Here is a 15,791-nt window from a genome sequence, read left to right on the forward strand (position 1 = left end):
TCATGGAAGCGCATGAAAAGGGCTATTTCACTGAGGAGACCTCGGTCGAGGTCGTCACCGGCCGCAACGCCAATGCCAAGGACGAGCGTCTCAAGCAGGTGATGGAGGTCATCACCCGCAAGCTGCATGAGGCAGTGAAGGAACTGGAGCCAAGCCAGGACGAGTGGATGGAGGCGATCCTCTTCCTCACCCGCACCGGTCAGATGTGCAACGAATGGCGCCAGGAATTCATCCTGCTGTCAGACGTGCTCGGCGTCTCGATGCTGATCGATGCGGTCAACAACCGCAAACCCTCTGGCGCCTCGGAAAGCACCGTGCTCGGCCCTTTCCATGTGGCCGACGCTCCCGAACTACCGATGGGGGCCAATATCTGCCTGGATTCCAAGGGCGAGGACATGGTGATCGAGGGCCGGATTCTCGACACCGAGGGCAAGCCGATCGAAAGTGCCGTGATCGATGTCTGGCAAGCCAATGACGAGGGCTTCTACGACGTCCAGCAGAAGGGCATCCAGCCCGACTTCAACCTGCGCGGCGTCTTCCGCACAGGGCCGGACGGACACTACTGGTTCCGCGCAGTAAAGCCGAAATTCTATCCGATCCCCGACGACGGGCCGGTCGGCCAGCTGCTCGGCAAGCTCGGCCGCCATCCCTATCGCCCGGCCCATCTGCATTACATCATCAAGGCCGAGGGCTACGAGACGCTCGTGACCCACATCTTCGATCCAGATGATCAATACATCCATTCGGACGCCGTCTTCGGCGTCAAGGAAAGCTTGCTGGCGAAATTCGACCGCCGAAAAGATCCGCGGCGTGCCGCCGAATACGGTTTCAGCGAAGAATTCTGGGAAGTGAAGCACGACTTCGTGCTGGTGCGAAAGGACCAAGTGTGACTGCGGATCAATTGAGCCCTTGACCAGCAGCTGAGGTCCGGAACTCATCTTCTTTTCCTCCCCGCTGACGGGCGCGCCCATATCGGATGCGCCCGTCAGCTTCTTTGTGCGCCAGCTTCCGCGCTACTGGCGAAACAGATCCTGCTCCACGCCCGCCTTTTCGAACAGATAGTCGCGGCTCGCCTCGAGCTCACGCCGCAGCTTTGCGATATCGTGACCAATCAGACTTCCCTGCCACTTTTTAACCTGGCCCGCGCAGAAGACCGTGGAGACATTGCTGCGCTCCATCAGCGTGACCACGGCGCCCGGCACATGGTTCAAGGGTGCTACATTGAGCGCGGTTGCATCAAGCAGAATGATATCGGCATCCTTGCCGGGCGTGAGACTTCCCGTCTTGTGCTCCAGCTTCAGGCCACGCGCACCCTCAATGGTTGCGAACCGGATCACGTCCATGGCCGAGAGCAGCTTGGGATAGTCGTCGCCGCGCAGCGCCTTCTCATTGGCAATCATCCGCTGCAGGGTAATCGTCGAGCGCATCTGCGTGAACATGTCTGCGGTCATCGTGCATTCGACATCGGTGGAAAGCGATGGCTGCAGACCAAGGTCGAGGGCCTTCTGTAGCGGCGGCTCTCCATGACGCATCTGCATCTCGATCGGCACGGAGAGCGAGATATGCGCGCCGGCATCCGCCGCCCGCTGCCAGGCCATATCGCTCATGCCGGTCATATGGATGAAGATATTGTCCGGGCCGAACTTCCCGGCCATGGCCAGGCCGTCGAAGGTCGGCTGCATGCCGAAGGTTCCGACAACATGCAGGGCGATCGGCAGACCGAGCTCGCGGCCCGTCGCCCACGCCTCTTCATGGAAAGGCAGGTAGATCTCCCCGCCCATCACCATTGTCAGCAATTGATCATCGCTGGAGAAATGTTCGGCCCTGATCCGCCGCGCATCGCCCGGATACTTGGCAAGATCGCCCCAGCCTTCGAAATAGCCGAAGACTGCGCGACGACCCGCATCCCTCAGGGCAGCAATGGCCGAATCCGAATGCTCCGGCGAGTGATGGATCTGGCTCACATCCATCACGGTCGTCACGCCGGCATCGATCTGCGCGATACTGCCGAAGAGTTCGGAGATGTAGACATCCTCCGGGCGATAGAGGACCGAGAACTTCTGCAGCATCCACTCATAATAATTGGCGGTGCTTTCCGGACGCCCGTCATTCACCAGAATGGCATCGGACAAGAGGCTGCGCAGAGCGGTCTCGAACTGATGATGATGGGTGTCGATGAAACCCGGCATAACGATCATACCACTGGCATCGATCACCGCCGCATCAGCAGAGTCCAGGTGAGGGCCGACGGCGCGGATCTTCGCCCCCTCGATCAACACATCACCGATAGTGTAATTGCCGACGGTCGGATCCATGGACAGGACGGCGCCGCCCTTGATCAAGGTCTTGCGACCGGGCTGGCCCAGTCCAGCCGGCAACGGCTGCGTCGCGCTGGAGCGACCAAGCTGCGGAAGGGATCCTCCGCCGACATCTGCAGGGGATCTCAGTCTCACATCACAGAATTTACACATGCCCACCTCCCATTTTTCGCAATACGAAATTTAATTCGCACCCTAAACCGGGCGCGCAAAGCCTGCGCAGGCCCTTCGGCTCCCTTATCCGTTCAGTGCTGCCGATAGCGCTGGTGTTCGGGCCGCAGCCGCGCTGATCCGGCCAGCAGCAACCCGAAGATCCCCCAGTCGGTCCCTCACCATCTGGTCCGGGCTGATTAGCCCCGAATAGCCCGAGGAGTTGACCGCAGCCGTAACCTTGCCCTCTGCATTGCGGATGGGCACTGCGAGAGCCGTAATCCCGTAATCGAGCTGATCGACAGTCGTCGCATAGCCGCGCTCCCCGGCTTCGTCGATCAGCGCACGCAGGGCATTCTTGTCAGTGACGGTCCGTGAAGTCAGCGCCTTCGGCTCCACCCTCGCGAAGTAACGCTCGAGCTCGGCCTTCGGAAGACCGGCCAACAAAACGCGCCCCAGCGACGTCGCATGGGCGGGGTAACGCGCTCCGACCACGGCCGTCGCCCTTCTCGCGCGCTGGGTGGAATGGTGTGCGATATAGATGACGTCGTGCCCATCGAGCATGGCGACGGAGGCGGCATCACCATGGGTTTCGACGATCTGCCTAAGTTCCGGCAACAGGATCTCATCAATGCGGGCGGCAAAATAGAAGCCGGAGCCGAGTGTCATAACCTTGGGCTTCAGGAAAAAGCGCTTGCCAGCGGAGCCGACGTAACCGAGCGCCGAAAGCGTGATCAGACTGCGGCGGGCAGCAGCGGGTGACAGACCGACGCGCCGCGCAATCTCGCTCAGGGTCATGTCGGGATGCGCGGCATCGAAACATTCGATGACGGCTATCCCCTTTGCCAGCGCTTCAACAAACTCCGCCGATCGCTTCGGATCCTCAACCATGTCCACCCTGTCCAGCAAAGTTCAGCCCTCGGGTGCAAGCACGAAGTCGAACCTGCACTTCGCGTCCGGACGCTTCTCGAGGTCAAACGGGAATTCTTCGGATTTCTTGACAGGTTCCAGTTTGGCGATCAACGATTTTCGCACTCCGAAAACCGCGTCATTGTCGATGTATTCCGTGTTCTCGAAGAACAGTTCCGTGGTGATCGCCCGCATTTTTTCGGCGCGGACGATGAAGTGCAGATGCGCTGCCCGCCAGGCATGGCGGTTGCCGGCACGCAGCAGACGTCCGACCGGACCATCATAGGGCACGGTGTAGGGCTTCGGCAGGACAGTGGTATAGTAGTAGCGACCTTCGCCGTCTGCGGTGATCTTCCCACGCAAGTCGTATTTGTCCTGCCCATGTTCCTGGATCGGATAGGTGCCGCTGCCATCCGCCTGCCAGGTGTCGACGATCGCTCCTGGAAGCGGATTGCCAAGTGAGTCACGCACGATGCCATGCACCAGCAACGTCGTGCCGTCACGCCCCCGGGCGAGATCGCCGCCTAGGCCGAGTTCCGGCGCATCATCGAGGTAGAAGGGACCGAGATTGGAGCCTTCCGTCGCCCCGCCGCGGGTGTTGATCATGTCGACCAGGGCGGACAGGCCCACGACGTCGGACAGCAGAATGAACTCGTGCCGTTCCGGGGTGGAGATCTTCCCGCAATCATAGAGGAACATCAGCATGCCCATCCATTCTTCATGGGTCATGTTCACTTCACGCGTATAGTCGTGGAGGTGGTCGATGAACGTCTCAAGCAGGAACTTGAAACGACTGCCCTCCTCAGTCTGGAAACTTTCCTTCACCGCCTCGGTAATCGTGAACTGATTGATCTGAGCCATCGACATCCTCCACTCGTGACCCGTCTCCCGCCGGGTTGACGCAAAGCTAGAACAGGTTCTATTATTCGGCAAGTGAATTTATTTTCGCTATGCGAAAAGGAACTCTGAATGAGAATTGGCAAGCAGGACCAGGCTTTCACCGCGATCGCCACATCGGATGCAACATCCATCACGGTCAGAGGCCATGATCTGTGTGACGACCTGATCGGTAAGATCGATTTCACCGATTATTTCTGGCTGCTGGTCTGCGGGAAACGACCGGACAAGCGACAGACCACGGCCCTCAACGCCTGCCTGGTCGCGATTGCCGAGCATGGACTGGTTCCATCGGTGCAGGCGGCCCGCATGACGCTTGCCGCAGCCCCGGAGGCCTGGCAGGGCGCCATGGCCGCCGGTCTTCTCGGCATGGGCACCGTCGTTGCCGGCTCTTCGGAAGTGGCGGGACGATATCTGGCCGAACTGGTCGCCGCTGGCGGAAACGAGGCGGCGGTCCGCCACTCGCTTGATGTTTACCTGAAAGAGCGCCTGAAGGTTCCGGGACTTGGTCACCCCCAGCACGCAAGCGGAGATCCCCGCGCAGACCGTCTGCTGGCCGTGGCCGACGAACTGCAGATTTCCGGACCACACATCGCAACCTTAAGACTGCTCGGCAAGCTTGCCCCAGGCATCATGAACCGGCCCTTGCCGATCAATGTCTCAGGCGCCATTCCCGCCGTGATGCTCGATGCCGGATGGCCGCTCGCAGCCCTCAAGGCCATCCCCCTCATTGCCCGAGCCGCAGGCCTTGCCGCCCATCTCTATGAGGAAAGCGAACGGCCGATAGGCTTCATCCTGTCCCACAATGCGGATCTCGCGATTTCCTATGACGGAGAGACATCCGAATGAAACCGCTTCAGTCCATTCGGGTCATCGAGATGGGGACCTACATCACGGGTCCAGCCGCAGCGATGCAACTGGCCGACCTCGGTGCCGACGTCATCAAGGTCGAGCGCCCCGGAGAGGGCGATCCATTCCGCGCCTTCAAGGGCGGGCTCTACTCGCCCCATTTTCAGACCTACAATCGCAACAAGCGCTCCATTGCCCTCGACACACGAAACCCCGAGGATCTCGATGTCTTTCACGCCCTGATCGCTTCGGCAGACGTTTTCATCCAGAACTTCCGCCCGGGGGTCGCCGAAAAGCTCGGCGCGGGCGAAACCGAGCTGAGAGCACACAATCCGAGGCTCGTCTACTGCGCGATTTCAGGCTTCGGCACCTCGGGGCCGGCGCGGGACAGGCCGGCTTACGACACTGTCGCGCAGGCAGCCAGCGGCTTCCTGCGCCTCGTGACACCACCCGACCGCCCGCGCGTCATCGGCCCGGCTCTGGCCGATGCGGTGACGGGACACTATGCGGCAACCGGTATCCTGGCAGCTCTTATCGAGCGCGGTCAGACAGGCAAGGGTCGCAGGCTCGACATCTCGATGCTGGAGGCCATGAGCCACTTCAATCTGGACAGCTTTACCCATTACTACAGCGCCGGAGAGGTGATGGGTCCGTTATCGCGGCCGGTGGTCAGCCAGTCCTACACCTTCGAATGCGCCGACCGGAAATGGATCGCCTTCCATCTCTCCTCGCCACAGAAGTTCTGGGAAGGTTTGCTCGATGCGACCCGGCAGCGCCATCTGGCAGATGATCCCCGCTTCCGCGAGCGCCTGGATCGCATCCGGCATCAGGATGAGCTGATCGATATTCTCGCTCCGGTGTTTCGAAGCAAGCCGCGAGACGAATGGTGCGGTTTGCTGGAAGCGAACGAAGTGCCCTATGCACCGGCCTACGATAGCGACGAGGCGCTCGAAGACCCACAGGCACGGCATCTGCAAATTGCGGTCACCGTTCCGAATGCCGAGATGGGAGACTTCACGACCGTCCGGCCGCCTTACAGCTTTGATGGGGAGCCCGAATTTGCCGTCTCGCCCCCACCGCGACTGGATGAGCATGGCGCAGAGATCAGAGCCGAGGTGATGAAGGTTTCGCGCCAGGCTCGGTGAGACTGTCCGAGCCCTGAGACGGGGACGAAGCTCAAGGAGGGCCCGATCGAGCGGTCAGTCTTCGCTGCCCTGCAGCGGTATGATCTGGACACTCCCGTGACGCACCGATCGCTCTGCAGTGATGTGGTCGGAAAAATGCTGCACCTCGTTCATCGAACCCTTCAGGATGCCGACTTCGAGGCAATTCTCGGTATCGAGATGCACATGCAGGCTTGCGATCGTCAGGTCGTGATGATGGTGGAAGCTGTTCGTCAGCCGCCGGGCCAAGTCGCGGGCGGCATGATCGTAGACATAGCTCAACACGCCGATACAGGGTTCGTCACCCTTCGCATTTCGGGTGGCTTCCTTCAGACCTGCTCTCACGAGATCGCGGATCGCCTCTGACCGGTTCTGATCGCCGCGAGTCTCAATCAGCGCATCAAGCTCCTGCATCAGCTCGTCATCAAGGGTGATTGTCACACGCTGCATATCAAACTCCGATCGTATGATGTTTTGATATAGACATCATACTTTCCCAGGATTATGGTCCGGTTATTTCGTAGGTGCGCCCGGCACCGTCTGATTGGGTATAGGGGAATTTTAATGACCAAGGCAATTCTGCGGGTTGCAGTTTCGACTGCTTTCGCTGCCGCCGTCTTGTCAGGCACCGCCCTTGCCGCGCCGAAATCTCAACTGGTGCTCGCCATCGGCGGCGAACCCGAAAGCGGTTACGACCCTCTGTCGGGGTGGGGACGTTATGGTCATCCCCTTTTTCAATCGACCCTGCTGCGACGCGATGCCGATTTGAAGACCCGTCCCGATCTGGCGACGGAATGGTCGCTCTCCGATGATCGGCTCACATGGACCATCAAGCTCCGGCCGGACACACGGTTTTCCGATGGCTCGCCGCTCACCGCCGAAGACGTCGCCTTCACCTTCAACGAGGCGGCCAAGATCGGCAGCGCCGCCGACCTGACAGCACTCGACGCCGCCCGCGCCATCGACGACCAGACTGTCGAGATCCGGCTGAAGAAGCCCTGGATCACCTTCACCGAAAACTTCTACGCCCTCGGCATCGTACCCTCGGACAGCTATGGCGAGGGCTACGCGCGAAATCCGATCGGATCAGGACCCTACAAGCTCGTCTCCTGGACCGAAGGCCAACAGTTGATCGTCGAGAAAAACCCGAACTATTACGGCGATACCGGGCCCTTCGAGCGGATCACCTTCCTGTTCACCGAAGAAGATACGAGCCTCGCGGCAGCACAGGCCGGACAGGTCGACATGGTCTCCGTGCCGGCGACGGCCGCCGATGCGCCGCCACAGGGCTTCAGGCAGGTCGTTGCCCAGTCGGTCGACAACAGAGGCATTGTCTTCCCTATGGTGAAAGACGAGGGCAAGGTCGTCGGCGAGGGCAAGAAACTCGGCAATAACATCACGGCCGATCCTGCCATCCGGCATGCCGTCAATCTCAGTATCGATCGGAATCAATTGGTAGAGGTTGCCCTGCTCGGCCACGGGCGCCCCGCAGCAGGCCCGGCCGACGGGCTCGCCTGGTCAAATCCGGACGCAGCGGTAAGCTTCGATCTCAAGCAGGCAAAAACCGAACTGGAGAACGCCGGCTGGACGCTCGGCGACGACGGCATCCGTGTGAAAGATGGCCTCCGGGCAGCCTTCCCGATCAATTACCCCGCTTCGGATTCCACCCGCCGCATGCTGGCTGAAACCGTGTCGGCGCAATTGAAGGGCCTCGGCATCGAAGCCAAGGCTACCGGCAAGAGCTGGGACGAAATCGACCGCATCATGCATTCCGAGCCGGTGATGTTTGGCTGGGGCAGCCATTCGCCGCTCGAGGTCTACAATCTCTACCAGTCGAGCCTTGGCGGCGTGGAATTCTTTAACGCCGGCTTCTATTCGAACCCCGCCGTCGACCGGCATCTTGCCGCAGCGCAGAGTGCAGAAAGCCTGGAAGCATCCTTCCCAGACTGGCGACAAGCCGAGTGGGACGGGACGACTGGGTTTGGTGTCAAGGGCGACGCCGCATGGGCTTGGCTCGTCAACCTCGACCACATCTACTACGTGAACGAATGCCTGGAGATTGGCGCCACCCAGATCGAGCCGCATGGCCATGGTTGGCCGGTTACCGCGATGATCCAGAACTGGAAATGGACGTGTGAGTAAGGCGGGCCAATTCGGCTGGGTCAGGTTGATCGCTGCAAAGGCGATCCGGCTTGTGCTCGTTCTTCTGACCGTCGCGATCGTCGCCTTTGCGCTGATGAAGAACTCCCCTGTCGATCCCATCAACGCCTATCTCGGGGCTGACATCGCACGCGTTGGGCCTGAGCAGCGCGCCCTGATTGCCGAAAAATGGGGGCTCGACCAACCGGCGTCCACGCAGTTCTGGCGTTGGGCGAAGAATCTGATGGCCGGCGACCTAGGCTACTCCATGACCTATAACGCGCCGGTCGCCGACATCCTCGTCTCGAGGTTCAAGGCGTCGCTTCCCCTGATGGGGCTTGCCTGGCTGCTCTCCGGCGTGCTCGGCTTCGCCCTCGGCGTGATCGCCGGTGCCTTTGCCGGTTCCTGGGCGGACAGGCTGATCCGGCTCTATTCCTATGTGCTCGCTTCGACGCCCACCTTCTGGCTGGCGATCATGCTGCTTGTCGTCTTTGCAGTCGGGCTCAACTGGGCACCCATCTGCTGCGCCACGCCGATCGGAGTTCTGCCTGAAGACGTGACCTTGGCTGATCGCGCACGGCATCTTGCCCTGCCGCTGATGGCGCTCAGCGTGCTCGGCATTGCCCAGATCGCGCTGCACACCCGCGCAAAAATGATCGAGATCATGCAATCCAACTACGCACTTTATGCCAAGGCGCAGGGCGCCTCGCGCATGGACATCGCCTTGCATCATGGCGCACGAAATGCAGCGCTCCCGGCGATCACCGTTCTCTTTGCCTCGCTCGGCGAACTCTTCGGCGGCTCGGTTCTCGCCGAACAGGTCTTTTCCTATCCAGGGCTTGGCAAGGCAACCGTGGAAGCCGGCATCCGGGGCGATGTGCCCCTGCTTCTTGCCATCACGCTGGCGCTGACCTTTGTCGTCTTTGTCGGCAACTCGATTGCCGATCTCCTTTACCGGCTGGTCGATCCCCGCATGGCATCGGGAGCGCGCATCGCATGAGTGCCATCCTCGATCTCCCGCCCTCCGCCCCCGACCGCACGCCGGATGGGCACCGAATACGAACGCTGCTCGTCTCTGCCATCGCCGTGCTCGCTTTGGCTGCCGTTCTCGTGTCAACCCATCTCTACGGCGGCTACGGCATTGATGCCGACTTTTCCACGCGCCTGCTCGGGCCGTCGCTGAGCCATCCCGCGGGAACCGATCAGCTCGGGCGCGACATGTTTGCCCGGACCTTGCATGGCCTCGCCTTGAGCTTCTGGGTCGGCTTGATTGCGGCTGCAGGCTCCGTCGTCATCGCCATGCTGCTGGCACTTGCAGCAACCACAGGCGGGCGGCTGGCCGATGAAGCCATCTCCTTCCTGATCGATGCTGCGATGGGACTGCCGCATTTTGTGCTTCTGATCCTCATCTCTTTCGGTCTCGGCGGCGGCACGACGGCGGTGATGATCGCCGTTGCCGTCACCCATTGGCCGCGGCTCACCCGCATTCTGAGAGCCGAGTTGCTGCAACTGCGCCAGGCTGAGTTCGTCCAGGCATCCCGGCACTTCGGCAAATCCTGGTTCTACATCGGTTGGCACCACTTTCTGCCGCATCTGGTGCCGCAACTGCTTGTCGGCCTCGTGCTTCTCTTTCCCCATGCCATCCTGCATGAGGCTGGCCTGACCTTCATCGGCTTCGGACTGGAACCCTCCAAACCCGCCATCGGCGTTCTGCTGTCGGATTCGATGCGCTATCTCTCTGCCGGCAAATGGTGGCTTGGTCTGTTTCCGGGGCTGGCATTGCTCCTCGTGGTCCTAAGTTTCGATGCCATCGGCAATGGGCTCCGGCTGCTGACCGATCCCCGGCAGGAGCAGACGTGATGCTTTTAATTGAAAACCTCTCCATTGGCTTCCTGCGCTATGACGGCCTGATCCATCGCAGCGAAGTGCCGGCACTCGACGGCATCGACCTCGAGGTGGATCGCGGCAAGATCCTTGCGCTGGTGGGCGCCTCCGGGGCTGGAAAGAGCCTGCTTGCGCACGCACTCTTCGGCATTTTGCCGGAGAATGCGGTGGTACGCGGCAGCATATCGCTGAACGGGGAGCCGGTTGAAGCGGTGAATGGCGGCAGATGCCAAGGCACGCGCATGGCACTGGTTCCGCAATCGCTCAGCCATCTCGATCCGCTGGCGCGCTGCGGCAAACAATTGCTGTGGGCCGCCAAACGCAGCGGCAAAGCGAAAACGACGGCAGACCTCGTGAACACCCTTGAGAGTTTCGGCCTCGATGCCGAGGTCATGCGGCTTTATCCGCATCAGGTCTCCGGCGGCATGGCGCGCCGCCTGCTTCTCGCCATCGCCACCATCGGAGAGCCGGATCTGATCGTCGCCGACGAGCCGACAAGCGGGCTTGATCCGGACGCAGCGGAAAACGTGCTTCTCCTCCTTCGACGTCTTGCCGATGGCGGCAAGGCCGTTTTGCTGATTACCCATGATCTCGTCACCGCCGTTTCCCATGCCGACCGGGTCGCGATCCTGGAACAGGGCACATTGCTCGGCATCGAGCCGGCCAATGCGTTTTCCGATGATGGCAGACGGCTGACGCTGCCTTATGCAAAAGCGCTGTGGCTTGCCATGCCAGGAAACCAGTTCACGACCGCACCGCTTGAGCGCGAGGCCGCGCGTGCTTGAGGTGAGAGGCGTTGAGTTCGGCTTTGGCAAAGCAGAGCCCATCCTTGATGGGGTATCGCTAACGCTTAAAGAAGGCGAGATCCTCGGCCTTTCTGGCCACTCCGGCACCGGCAAATCGACGCTCGGGCGCATCGTGGCGGGCTATCTGAAGCCGCAGAAGGGAGAGGTTCTCCTCGATGGCACCACCCCTGCCCCCGGCTACCGCGGGGTTCAGCACATCCACCAATCCTCAATCTTCGCCGTCAATCCGCGATGGCGTCTGGGCCGGATCGTCGCGGAAGCCTGGCAGCCGGATGATCAGACGCTGGATGCCATCGGCGTGTCGCGGACCTGGTTCGACCGCTACCCGCATGAAATCTCGGGCGGTGAGTTGCAACGGGTGGTCCTTGCAAGGGCGCTTGGCCCCGACACCCGATTCCTGGTCGCCGACGAAGTGTCCGCCATGCTCGACCCGATAACCCAGGTGGAAATCTGGTCCTTCTTGATGGACCGTTGCCGCCAGGGGCTGGGCATCCTCGCCATCAGCCATGATGCCGCCTTGCTGAAGCGGGTGAGTTCACGGCAGCTCAAACTCGGCAACGGGAGCTTGATGCCGCTGGTCGCTTGAGGCCTTGGCAACTTGCTCTTTAGCTAGCCTTGTCTCTGATGTAATTGATAATCGACGAGAAATCTTCGCCGCCATTCCCGAGCTGGTCGAAGAGTTCGTAAAGCTCAGTCGCATGCGCGCCAAGGGCCGTGGCCGCACCGGTCGATTTTGCCGCTTCTTGCGATAACCGCATGTCTTTCAGCATCAGGGCGGCGGCAAAGCCCGGCTTGTAGTCCCGGTTTGCAGGCGATGTCGGAACGGGACCCGGAACCGGGCAGTTCGTGCTGATCGCCCAGCACTGGCCCGATGATGTCGAGGCCACGTCGAACAGGGCCTGATGCGACAGCCCAAGCTTTTCACCGAGTACGAAGGCCTCGCAGACCCCCGCCATGGTGATCCCGAGGATCATGTTGTTGCAGATCTTGGCCGCTTGGCCGGCACCGGCCGAACCGCAATGGACGACCCGTCGTCCCATGGCTTCAAGCACCGGCCGACCATGGGACAAGGCGTCCGGCTCCCCACCGACCATGAAGGTCAGCGTGGCAGCACTCGCCCCCGTCGTTCCGCCCGACACCGGCGCGTCGAGCGACAGGCAGCCGGCCTCGTTGGCAAGCGCATGGGACTTGCGGGCACTGTCGACGTCGATCGTCGAGCAGTCGATCAACAGTGTCCCCCTGCCGACGGCTTCGACCAGCTCGCTCCAGACCGACAGGACATGGTGCCCGGCAGGCAGCATGGTGATGACGATGGAGGAACCTTCGACGGCTTGCGCAGCACTTTCGCAAAGCGTGATGCCGTTCTCCGTCGCGGCCTTCCTGGCTGGCTCGGAAAGATCGAAGCCCCGGACCGGATACCCCGCCTTGACGAGATTGGCGGCCATCGGCCCTCCCATATTGCCAAGACCAATGAAGGCGATCGTCTCAACCATGCCGTTTCCTCCCTCTGTAAACGTCAGTCCCTGGATGATGTCCATTTGGAATCCTACAGGTTCCGCGCAATCACCATCCGCTGCACATCGCTTGTGCCTTCATAGATCTGGCAGATACGGGCATCCCGGTAGATCCGCTCAACCGGATAATCCCGCATATAGCCATAGCCACCATGGATCTGGATCGCATCCGAGCAGACCCGCTCGACCATCTCGGACGCGAAGAGCTTCGCCATCGAGGCTTGTGAAATGCAGGGGATGCCCGCCTCCCGCAGCGAGGCCGCATGCCAGACCAGTTGCCGCGCGGCCTCGATCTGTGTCGCCATGTCGGCGAGACGGAAGGCAACCGCCTGATGCTCGGCAATCGCTTTGCCGAAAGCCTTTCGCTCACCGGCATAATCCCGCGCCGCCTCGAAGGCCGCCTGCGCCATCCCGACCGACTGAGCGGCGATGCCGATACGCCCTCCTTCCAGATTGGAAAGCGCGATACGATAACCTTCCCCCTCCTCGCCGAGCCTGTTCTCGACGGGGATCTTCATCCCGTTGAAGGCGATCTGGCAGGTGTCTGACGCGTTGAGACCGAGCTTCTCCTCGACACGCAGGACCTCGTAGCCCGGTGTATCCGTCGGCACGATGAAGGCCGTGATCCCGTTCTTGCCCGCGCTGGGATCGGTCACGGCAAACACGATGATGACATGGCCGTTCTTGCCAGAGGTGATGAACTGCTTGGCACCGTCGATGACGTAATGGTCACCCTCACGCCGTGCCCGGGTTTTGAGGTTGGAAGCATCCGATCCGGCCTGAGGTTCCGTCAGGGCAAAGCCGCCGATCCATTCGCCTGAGGCCAGTTTCGGCAGGAAGCGCTGCTGCTGCTCTTCCGTCCCGAATTTCAGGATCGGCACACACCCGACCGAGCTGTGGACGCTCATGATCGTCGAGCAGGCGCCATCGCCGGCGGCAATTTCCTCGACCGCAATCGCATAGGCAAGCACGCCCGTATCCGAGCCGCCATAGGCTTCCGGCACCAGCATGCCAAGCAGCCCCAACTCACCCATCTCGGTCAGTTCCTCACGTGGGAAACGGTGTTGCCGGTCGCGTTCGGCGGCACCTGGGGCAAGCCGCTCGCGGGCGAAGCTGCGGGTCATGTCCAGTATCTGCTGTTGAAGCTCCGAAAGGATCATGGGTCTCCTCCAATCACGCCCGCTCGATGGCAATCGCCGTGGCTTCGCCGCCACCGATGCACAAGGCTGCCATGCCGCGTTTCAGATCGTAGCGTTCGAGCGCCGCAATCAGCGTCACCAGGATACGCGCGCCCGAGGCGCCGATGGGATGACCGAGCGCGCAGGCACCGCCGTGAACGTTGACCTTGTCATGCGGCAGATCGAGATCGCGCATCGCGGCCATGGCGACGACGGCAAAGGCTTCGTTGATTTCGAACAGGTCGACCTCTGAAAGTGGCAGGCCGATGCGATCAGAAAGCTTTTGCAGGGCTCCGATCGGCGCGGTGGCAAAAAGGCTAGGCGCCTGCGAATGGGTGGCATGCCCGAGGATCGTGGCAAGGGGGCTAAGACCGCGCCGCTCCGCTTCCGAGCGGCGCATCAGGACGAGTGCTGCAGCACCATCGGAGATCGAGCTGGAATTGGCAGCCGTTACCGTACCGCCGTCGCGGAAGGCGGGCTTCAGGGTTGGGATCTTCTCCGGCTTTGCCTTGCCCGGCTGCTCGTCGCGACTGACCACCTGCTCCGCCTTGCCTGCTTTGACAACCACCGGCACGACTTCGCGATCGAAGCTGCCATCGGCAATCGCCTTCATCGCCCGCGTCAGCGAGGCAACGGCATAGGCATCCTGTGCCTCACGCGTAAACTGGTAGGCCTCGGCGCAGTCTTCGGCGAAGGTACCCATCAGCCGGCCCTTGTCATAGGCATCCTCGAGCCCGTCGAGAAACATGTGGTCGAGCACCCGCCCATGACCGAGGCGGTAACCAGCGCGAGCGCGATCCAGCAGATACGGCGCGTTGGTCATGCTCTCCATGCCGCCGGCCACCGCAATCGACGCGCTGCCACCGGCAATCAGGTCATGGGCGAGCATGGTCGCCTTCATGCCCGACCCACACATCTTGTTGATGGTCGTCGCACCCGCCGAGACAGGAAGACCGGCACCGATCGCGGCCTGCCGTGCCGGCGCTTGGCCCTGGCCGGCCGGCAGAACACAGCCGAACAGGATCTCTTCGACGGCCTCGACCGGAAGCCCGCTACGATCAAGCGCCGCCCGGATGGCGGCAGCACCGAGCTCAGGCGCCGTCATACCTTGAAGCTCGCCCTGAAAACCGCCGATCGGGGTTCGGGCGGAACCGACGATGACAATGGGATCGTGCAAGTTCATCTTTCCTCCTGCGGCAGCGGTCAGCGCGCGCCCATGCGGATGGCGCCGTCGAGACGGATGACCTCGCCGTTCAGCATGGTATTTTCAACGATATGGCGGACAAGGGCTGCGAATTCGGCCGGTCTGCCGAGCCGGGGCGGAAACGGCACGCTCTCCGCCAGACTTTCGCGCACCTGCTCCGGCATCCCGGCCATCATCGGCGTCTCGAACACACCCGGCGCAATTGCCATCACCCGGATGCCAAACCGTGCGAGTTCACGGGCGATCGGCAGGGTCATGGCGGCGATCCCGCCTTTGGACGCAGCATAGGCCGCCTGACCGATCTGGCCGTCAAAGGCGGCCACGGAGGCGGTATTGATAATGACGCCACGCTCACCCTCGGCATCGGGTTCGTTTCTCTGGATCGCGGCAGCGGCAAGCCGGATCATGTTGAAGGTGCCGACGAGATTGACCCCGATCGTCCGTGAAAAGCTCTCCAGCCCGTGCGGCCCGTCGCGACCGACGACCTTCTCCGCAGGGGCGACACCTGCGCAGTTGATCAATCCCCGCAGGCTGCCGAAGGTGCTGGTCGCAGCACCGACAGCCCTTGCGGCATCATCCGCACGGGTGACATCGGTTTCGATGAAGCGCACGTTTTCACCGAGTTCCCGCGCCAGAGACTGACCGCGATCCCGATCGAGATCGGCAATCACCACGCGGCCGCCAGCCGCGACGATCATGCGCGCGGTAGCGGCCCCGAGACCGGAGCAACCGCCCGTCACGATGAAACCGGCATCCTTAATGTGCATTGAATCCTCCTCC

At 61.6% G+C, this 15,791-nt stretch carries 16 protein-coding genes; 8 read left to right on the forward strand and 8 right to left on the reverse strand.

The genetic code is table 11. The annotated features are described in order from the left end of the window. Positions 1-2 precede the first annotated feature (2 nt). On the forward strand, positions 3-890 hold the full coding sequence (locus tag ACQKP1_RS17960; protein WP_427276296.1) for an intradiol ring-cleavage dioxygenase: 888 nt from the start codon (positions 3-5) through the stop codon (positions 888-890). Positions 891-1,013: 123 nt separating this feature from the next. On the opposite strand, the gene ACQKP1_RS17965 is transcribed toward ACQKP1_RS17960, so the two are convergent. From ACQKP1_RS17965 to ACQKP1_RS17975, 3 genes are all read right to left on the reverse strand, one after another. Beyond that, positions 1,014-2,378 carry an amidohydrolase family protein gene (locus ACQKP1_RS17965; protein WP_427276297.1) on the reverse strand — a complete coding sequence of 455 codons (1,365 nt, stop codon included), beginning with the start codon at positions 2,376-2,378 and terminating at the stop codon, positions 1,014-1,016. Between the two features lie 177 nt (positions 2,379-2,555). Beyond that, the gene (locus tag ACQKP1_RS17970) at positions 2,556-3,359 is read right to left on the reverse strand and encodes an IclR family transcriptional regulator domain-containing protein (protein ID WP_427276298.1); all 804 of its coding nucleotides are present in this window, start codon (positions 3,357-3,359) and stop codon (positions 2,556-2,558) included. 21 nt (positions 3,360-3,380) lie between these two features. Further along, a complete protein-coding gene (locus ACQKP1_RS17975) occupies positions 3,381-4,238 on the reverse strand; it encodes a dioxygenase (RefSeq protein WP_427276299.1) in 858 nt (285 codons plus the stop codon). Positions 4,239-4,346: 108 nt separating this feature from the next. On the opposite strand from ACQKP1_RS17975, the gene ACQKP1_RS17980 reads away from it, so the two are divergent. Continuing rightward, on the forward strand, positions 4,347-5,123 hold the full coding sequence (locus tag ACQKP1_RS17980; protein ID WP_427276300.1) for a citryl-CoA lyase: 777 nt from the start codon (positions 4,347-4,349) through the stop codon (positions 5,121-5,123). Beyond that, positions 5,120-6,268 carry a CaiB/BaiF CoA transferase family protein gene (locus ACQKP1_RS17985; protein WP_427276301.1) on the forward strand — a complete coding sequence of 383 codons (1,149 nt, stop codon included), beginning with the start codon at positions 5,120-5,122 and terminating at the stop codon, positions 6,266-6,268. Before ACQKP1_RS17980 ends, ACQKP1_RS17985 begins: the two co-directional genes overlap by 4 nt. Before the next feature lie 54 nt (positions 6,269-6,322). Here the strand turns inward: ACQKP1_RS17985 and nikR are convergent, their stop codons facing one another. Next, positions 6,323-6,736 (reverse strand): nickel-responsive transcriptional regulator NikR, encoded by a 414-nt coding sequence (gene nikR, locus ACQKP1_RS17990; RefSeq protein ID WP_427276302.1) that lies wholly within the window; start codon positions 6,734-6,736, stop codon positions 6,323-6,325. 114 nt (positions 6,737-6,850) lie between these two features. Between nikR and ACQKP1_RS17995 the strand changes: the two genes are divergently transcribed. Genes ACQKP1_RS17995 through ACQKP1_RS18015 form a run of 5 tightly spaced genes read left to right on the forward strand, consistent with a single transcriptional unit; the run spans position 6,851 to position 11,701 of the window. Beyond that, complete coding sequence (locus tag ACQKP1_RS17995; protein ID WP_427276303.1) at positions 6,851-8,428, forward strand: ABC transporter substrate-binding protein; 1,578 nt, start codon at positions 6,851-6,853, stop codon at positions 8,426-8,428. After that, positions 8,421-9,425, forward strand: a complete 1,005-nt coding sequence (locus tag ACQKP1_RS18000) for an ABC transporter permease (protein ID WP_427276304.1) — start codon at positions 8,421-8,423, stop codon at positions 9,423-9,425. The genes ACQKP1_RS17995 and ACQKP1_RS18000 overlap by 8 nt, the downstream gene beginning before the upstream one ends. Next, on the forward strand, positions 9,422-10,285 hold the full coding sequence (locus tag ACQKP1_RS18005) for an ABC transporter permease (protein ID WP_203018050.1): 864 nt from the start codon (positions 9,422-9,424) through the stop codon (positions 10,283-10,285). Before ACQKP1_RS18000 ends, ACQKP1_RS18005 begins: the two co-directional genes overlap by 4 nt. Beyond that, positions 10,285-11,094, forward strand: coding sequence for an ATP-binding cassette domain-containing protein (locus tag ACQKP1_RS18010; RefSeq protein ID WP_427276305.1), 810 nt, complete (start codon positions 10,285-10,287; stop codon positions 11,092-11,094). Before ACQKP1_RS18005 ends, ACQKP1_RS18010 begins: the two co-directional genes overlap by 1 nt. Then, on the forward strand, positions 11,087-11,701 hold the full coding sequence (locus tag ACQKP1_RS18015; RefSeq protein WP_427276306.1) for an ABC transporter ATP-binding protein: 615 nt from the start codon (positions 11,087-11,089) through the stop codon (positions 11,699-11,701). Before ACQKP1_RS18010 ends, ACQKP1_RS18015 begins: the two co-directional genes overlap by 8 nt. A gap of 19 nt (positions 11,702-11,720) precedes the next feature. On the opposite strand, the gene mmsB is transcribed toward ACQKP1_RS18015, so the two are convergent. Genes mmsB through ACQKP1_RS18035 form a run of 4 tightly spaced genes read right to left on the reverse strand, consistent with a single transcriptional unit; the run spans position 11,721 to position 15,778 of the window. After that, positions 11,721-12,608 carry a 3-hydroxyisobutyrate dehydrogenase gene (mmsB, locus tag ACQKP1_RS18020; protein WP_427276480.1) on the reverse strand — a complete coding sequence of 296 codons (888 nt, stop codon included), beginning with the start codon at positions 12,606-12,608 and terminating at the stop codon, positions 11,721-11,723. A 53-nt stretch (positions 12,609-12,661) separates the two neighbouring features. Beyond that, the gene (locus tag ACQKP1_RS18025) at positions 12,662-13,789 is read right to left on the reverse strand and encodes an acyl-CoA dehydrogenase family protein (protein WP_427276307.1); all 1,128 of its coding nucleotides are present in this window, start codon (positions 13,787-13,789) and stop codon (positions 12,662-12,664) included. Positions 13,790-13,802: 13 nt separating this feature from the next. Beyond that, on the reverse strand, positions 13,803-14,990 hold the full coding sequence (locus ACQKP1_RS18030; RefSeq protein ID WP_427276308.1) for an acetyl-CoA C-acyltransferase: 1,188 nt from the start codon (positions 14,988-14,990) through the stop codon (positions 13,803-13,805). A gap of 20 nt (positions 14,991-15,010) precedes the next feature. Continuing rightward, positions 15,011-15,778, reverse strand: coding sequence for a 3-hydroxyacyl-CoA dehydrogenase (locus ACQKP1_RS18035; protein ID WP_427276309.1), 768 nt, complete (start codon positions 15,776-15,778; stop codon positions 15,011-15,013). Positions 15,779-15,791: the final 13 nt, after the last annotated feature.

This window comes from Allorhizobium sp. NPDC080224 (assembly GCF_050281005.1).
In the GTDB taxonomy this organism is placed as follows: domain Bacteria; phylum Pseudomonadota; class Alphaproteobacteria; order Rhizobiales; family Rhizobiaceae; genus Allorhizobium.

Bases quoted from the DNA above. Each gene is read 5' to 3' on its own strand.
- ACQKP1_RS18010 (WP_427276305.1), top strand. From the start codon at position 10,285: ATGCTTTTAATTGAAAACCTCTCCATTGGCTTCCTGCGCTATGACGGC.
- ACQKP1_RS17960 (WP_427276296.1), top strand. From the start codon at position 3: ATGGAAGCGCATGAAAAGGGCTATTTCACTGAGGAGACCTCGGTCGAG.
- ACQKP1_RS17975 (WP_427276299.1), bottom strand. From the start codon at position 4,238: ATGGCTCAGATCAATCAGTTCACGATTACCGAGGCGGTGAAGGAAAGT.
- ACQKP1_RS17970 (WP_427276298.1), bottom strand. From the start codon at position 3,359: ATGGTTGAGGATCCGAAGCGATCGGCGGAGTTTGTTGAAGCGCTGGCA.
- ACQKP1_RS17980 (WP_427276300.1), top strand. From the start codon at position 4,347: ATGAGAATTGGCAAGCAGGACCAGGCTTTCACCGCGATCGCCACATCG.
- nikR (WP_427276302.1), bottom strand. From the start codon at position 6,736: ATGCAGCGTGTGACAATCACCCTTGATGACGAGCTGATGCAGGAGCTT.
- ACQKP1_RS18025 (WP_427276307.1), bottom strand. From the start codon at position 13,789: ATGATCCTTTCGGAGCTTCAACAGCAGATACTGGACATGACCCGCAGC.
- ACQKP1_RS18035 (WP_427276309.1), bottom strand. From the start codon at position 15,778: ATGCACATTAAGGATGCCGGTTTCATCGTGACGGGCGGTTGCTCCGGT.
- ACQKP1_RS18005 (WP_203018050.1), top strand. From the start codon at position 9,422: ATGAGTGCCATCCTCGATCTCCCGCCCTCCGCCCCCGACCGCACGCCG.
- mmsB (WP_427276480.1), bottom strand. From the start codon at position 12,608: ATGGTTGAGACGATCGCCTTCATTGGTCTTGGCAATATGGGAGGGCCG.
- ACQKP1_RS17995 (WP_427276303.1), top strand. From the start codon at position 6,851: ATGACCAAGGCAATTCTGCGGGTTGCAGTTTCGACTGCTTTCGCTGCC.
- ACQKP1_RS18030 (WP_427276308.1), bottom strand. From the start codon at position 14,990: ATGAACTTGCACGATCCCATTGTCATCGTCGGTTCCGCCCGAACCCCG.
- ACQKP1_RS17985 (WP_427276301.1), top strand. From the start codon at position 5,120: ATGAAACCGCTTCAGTCCATTCGGGTCATCGAGATGGGGACCTACATC.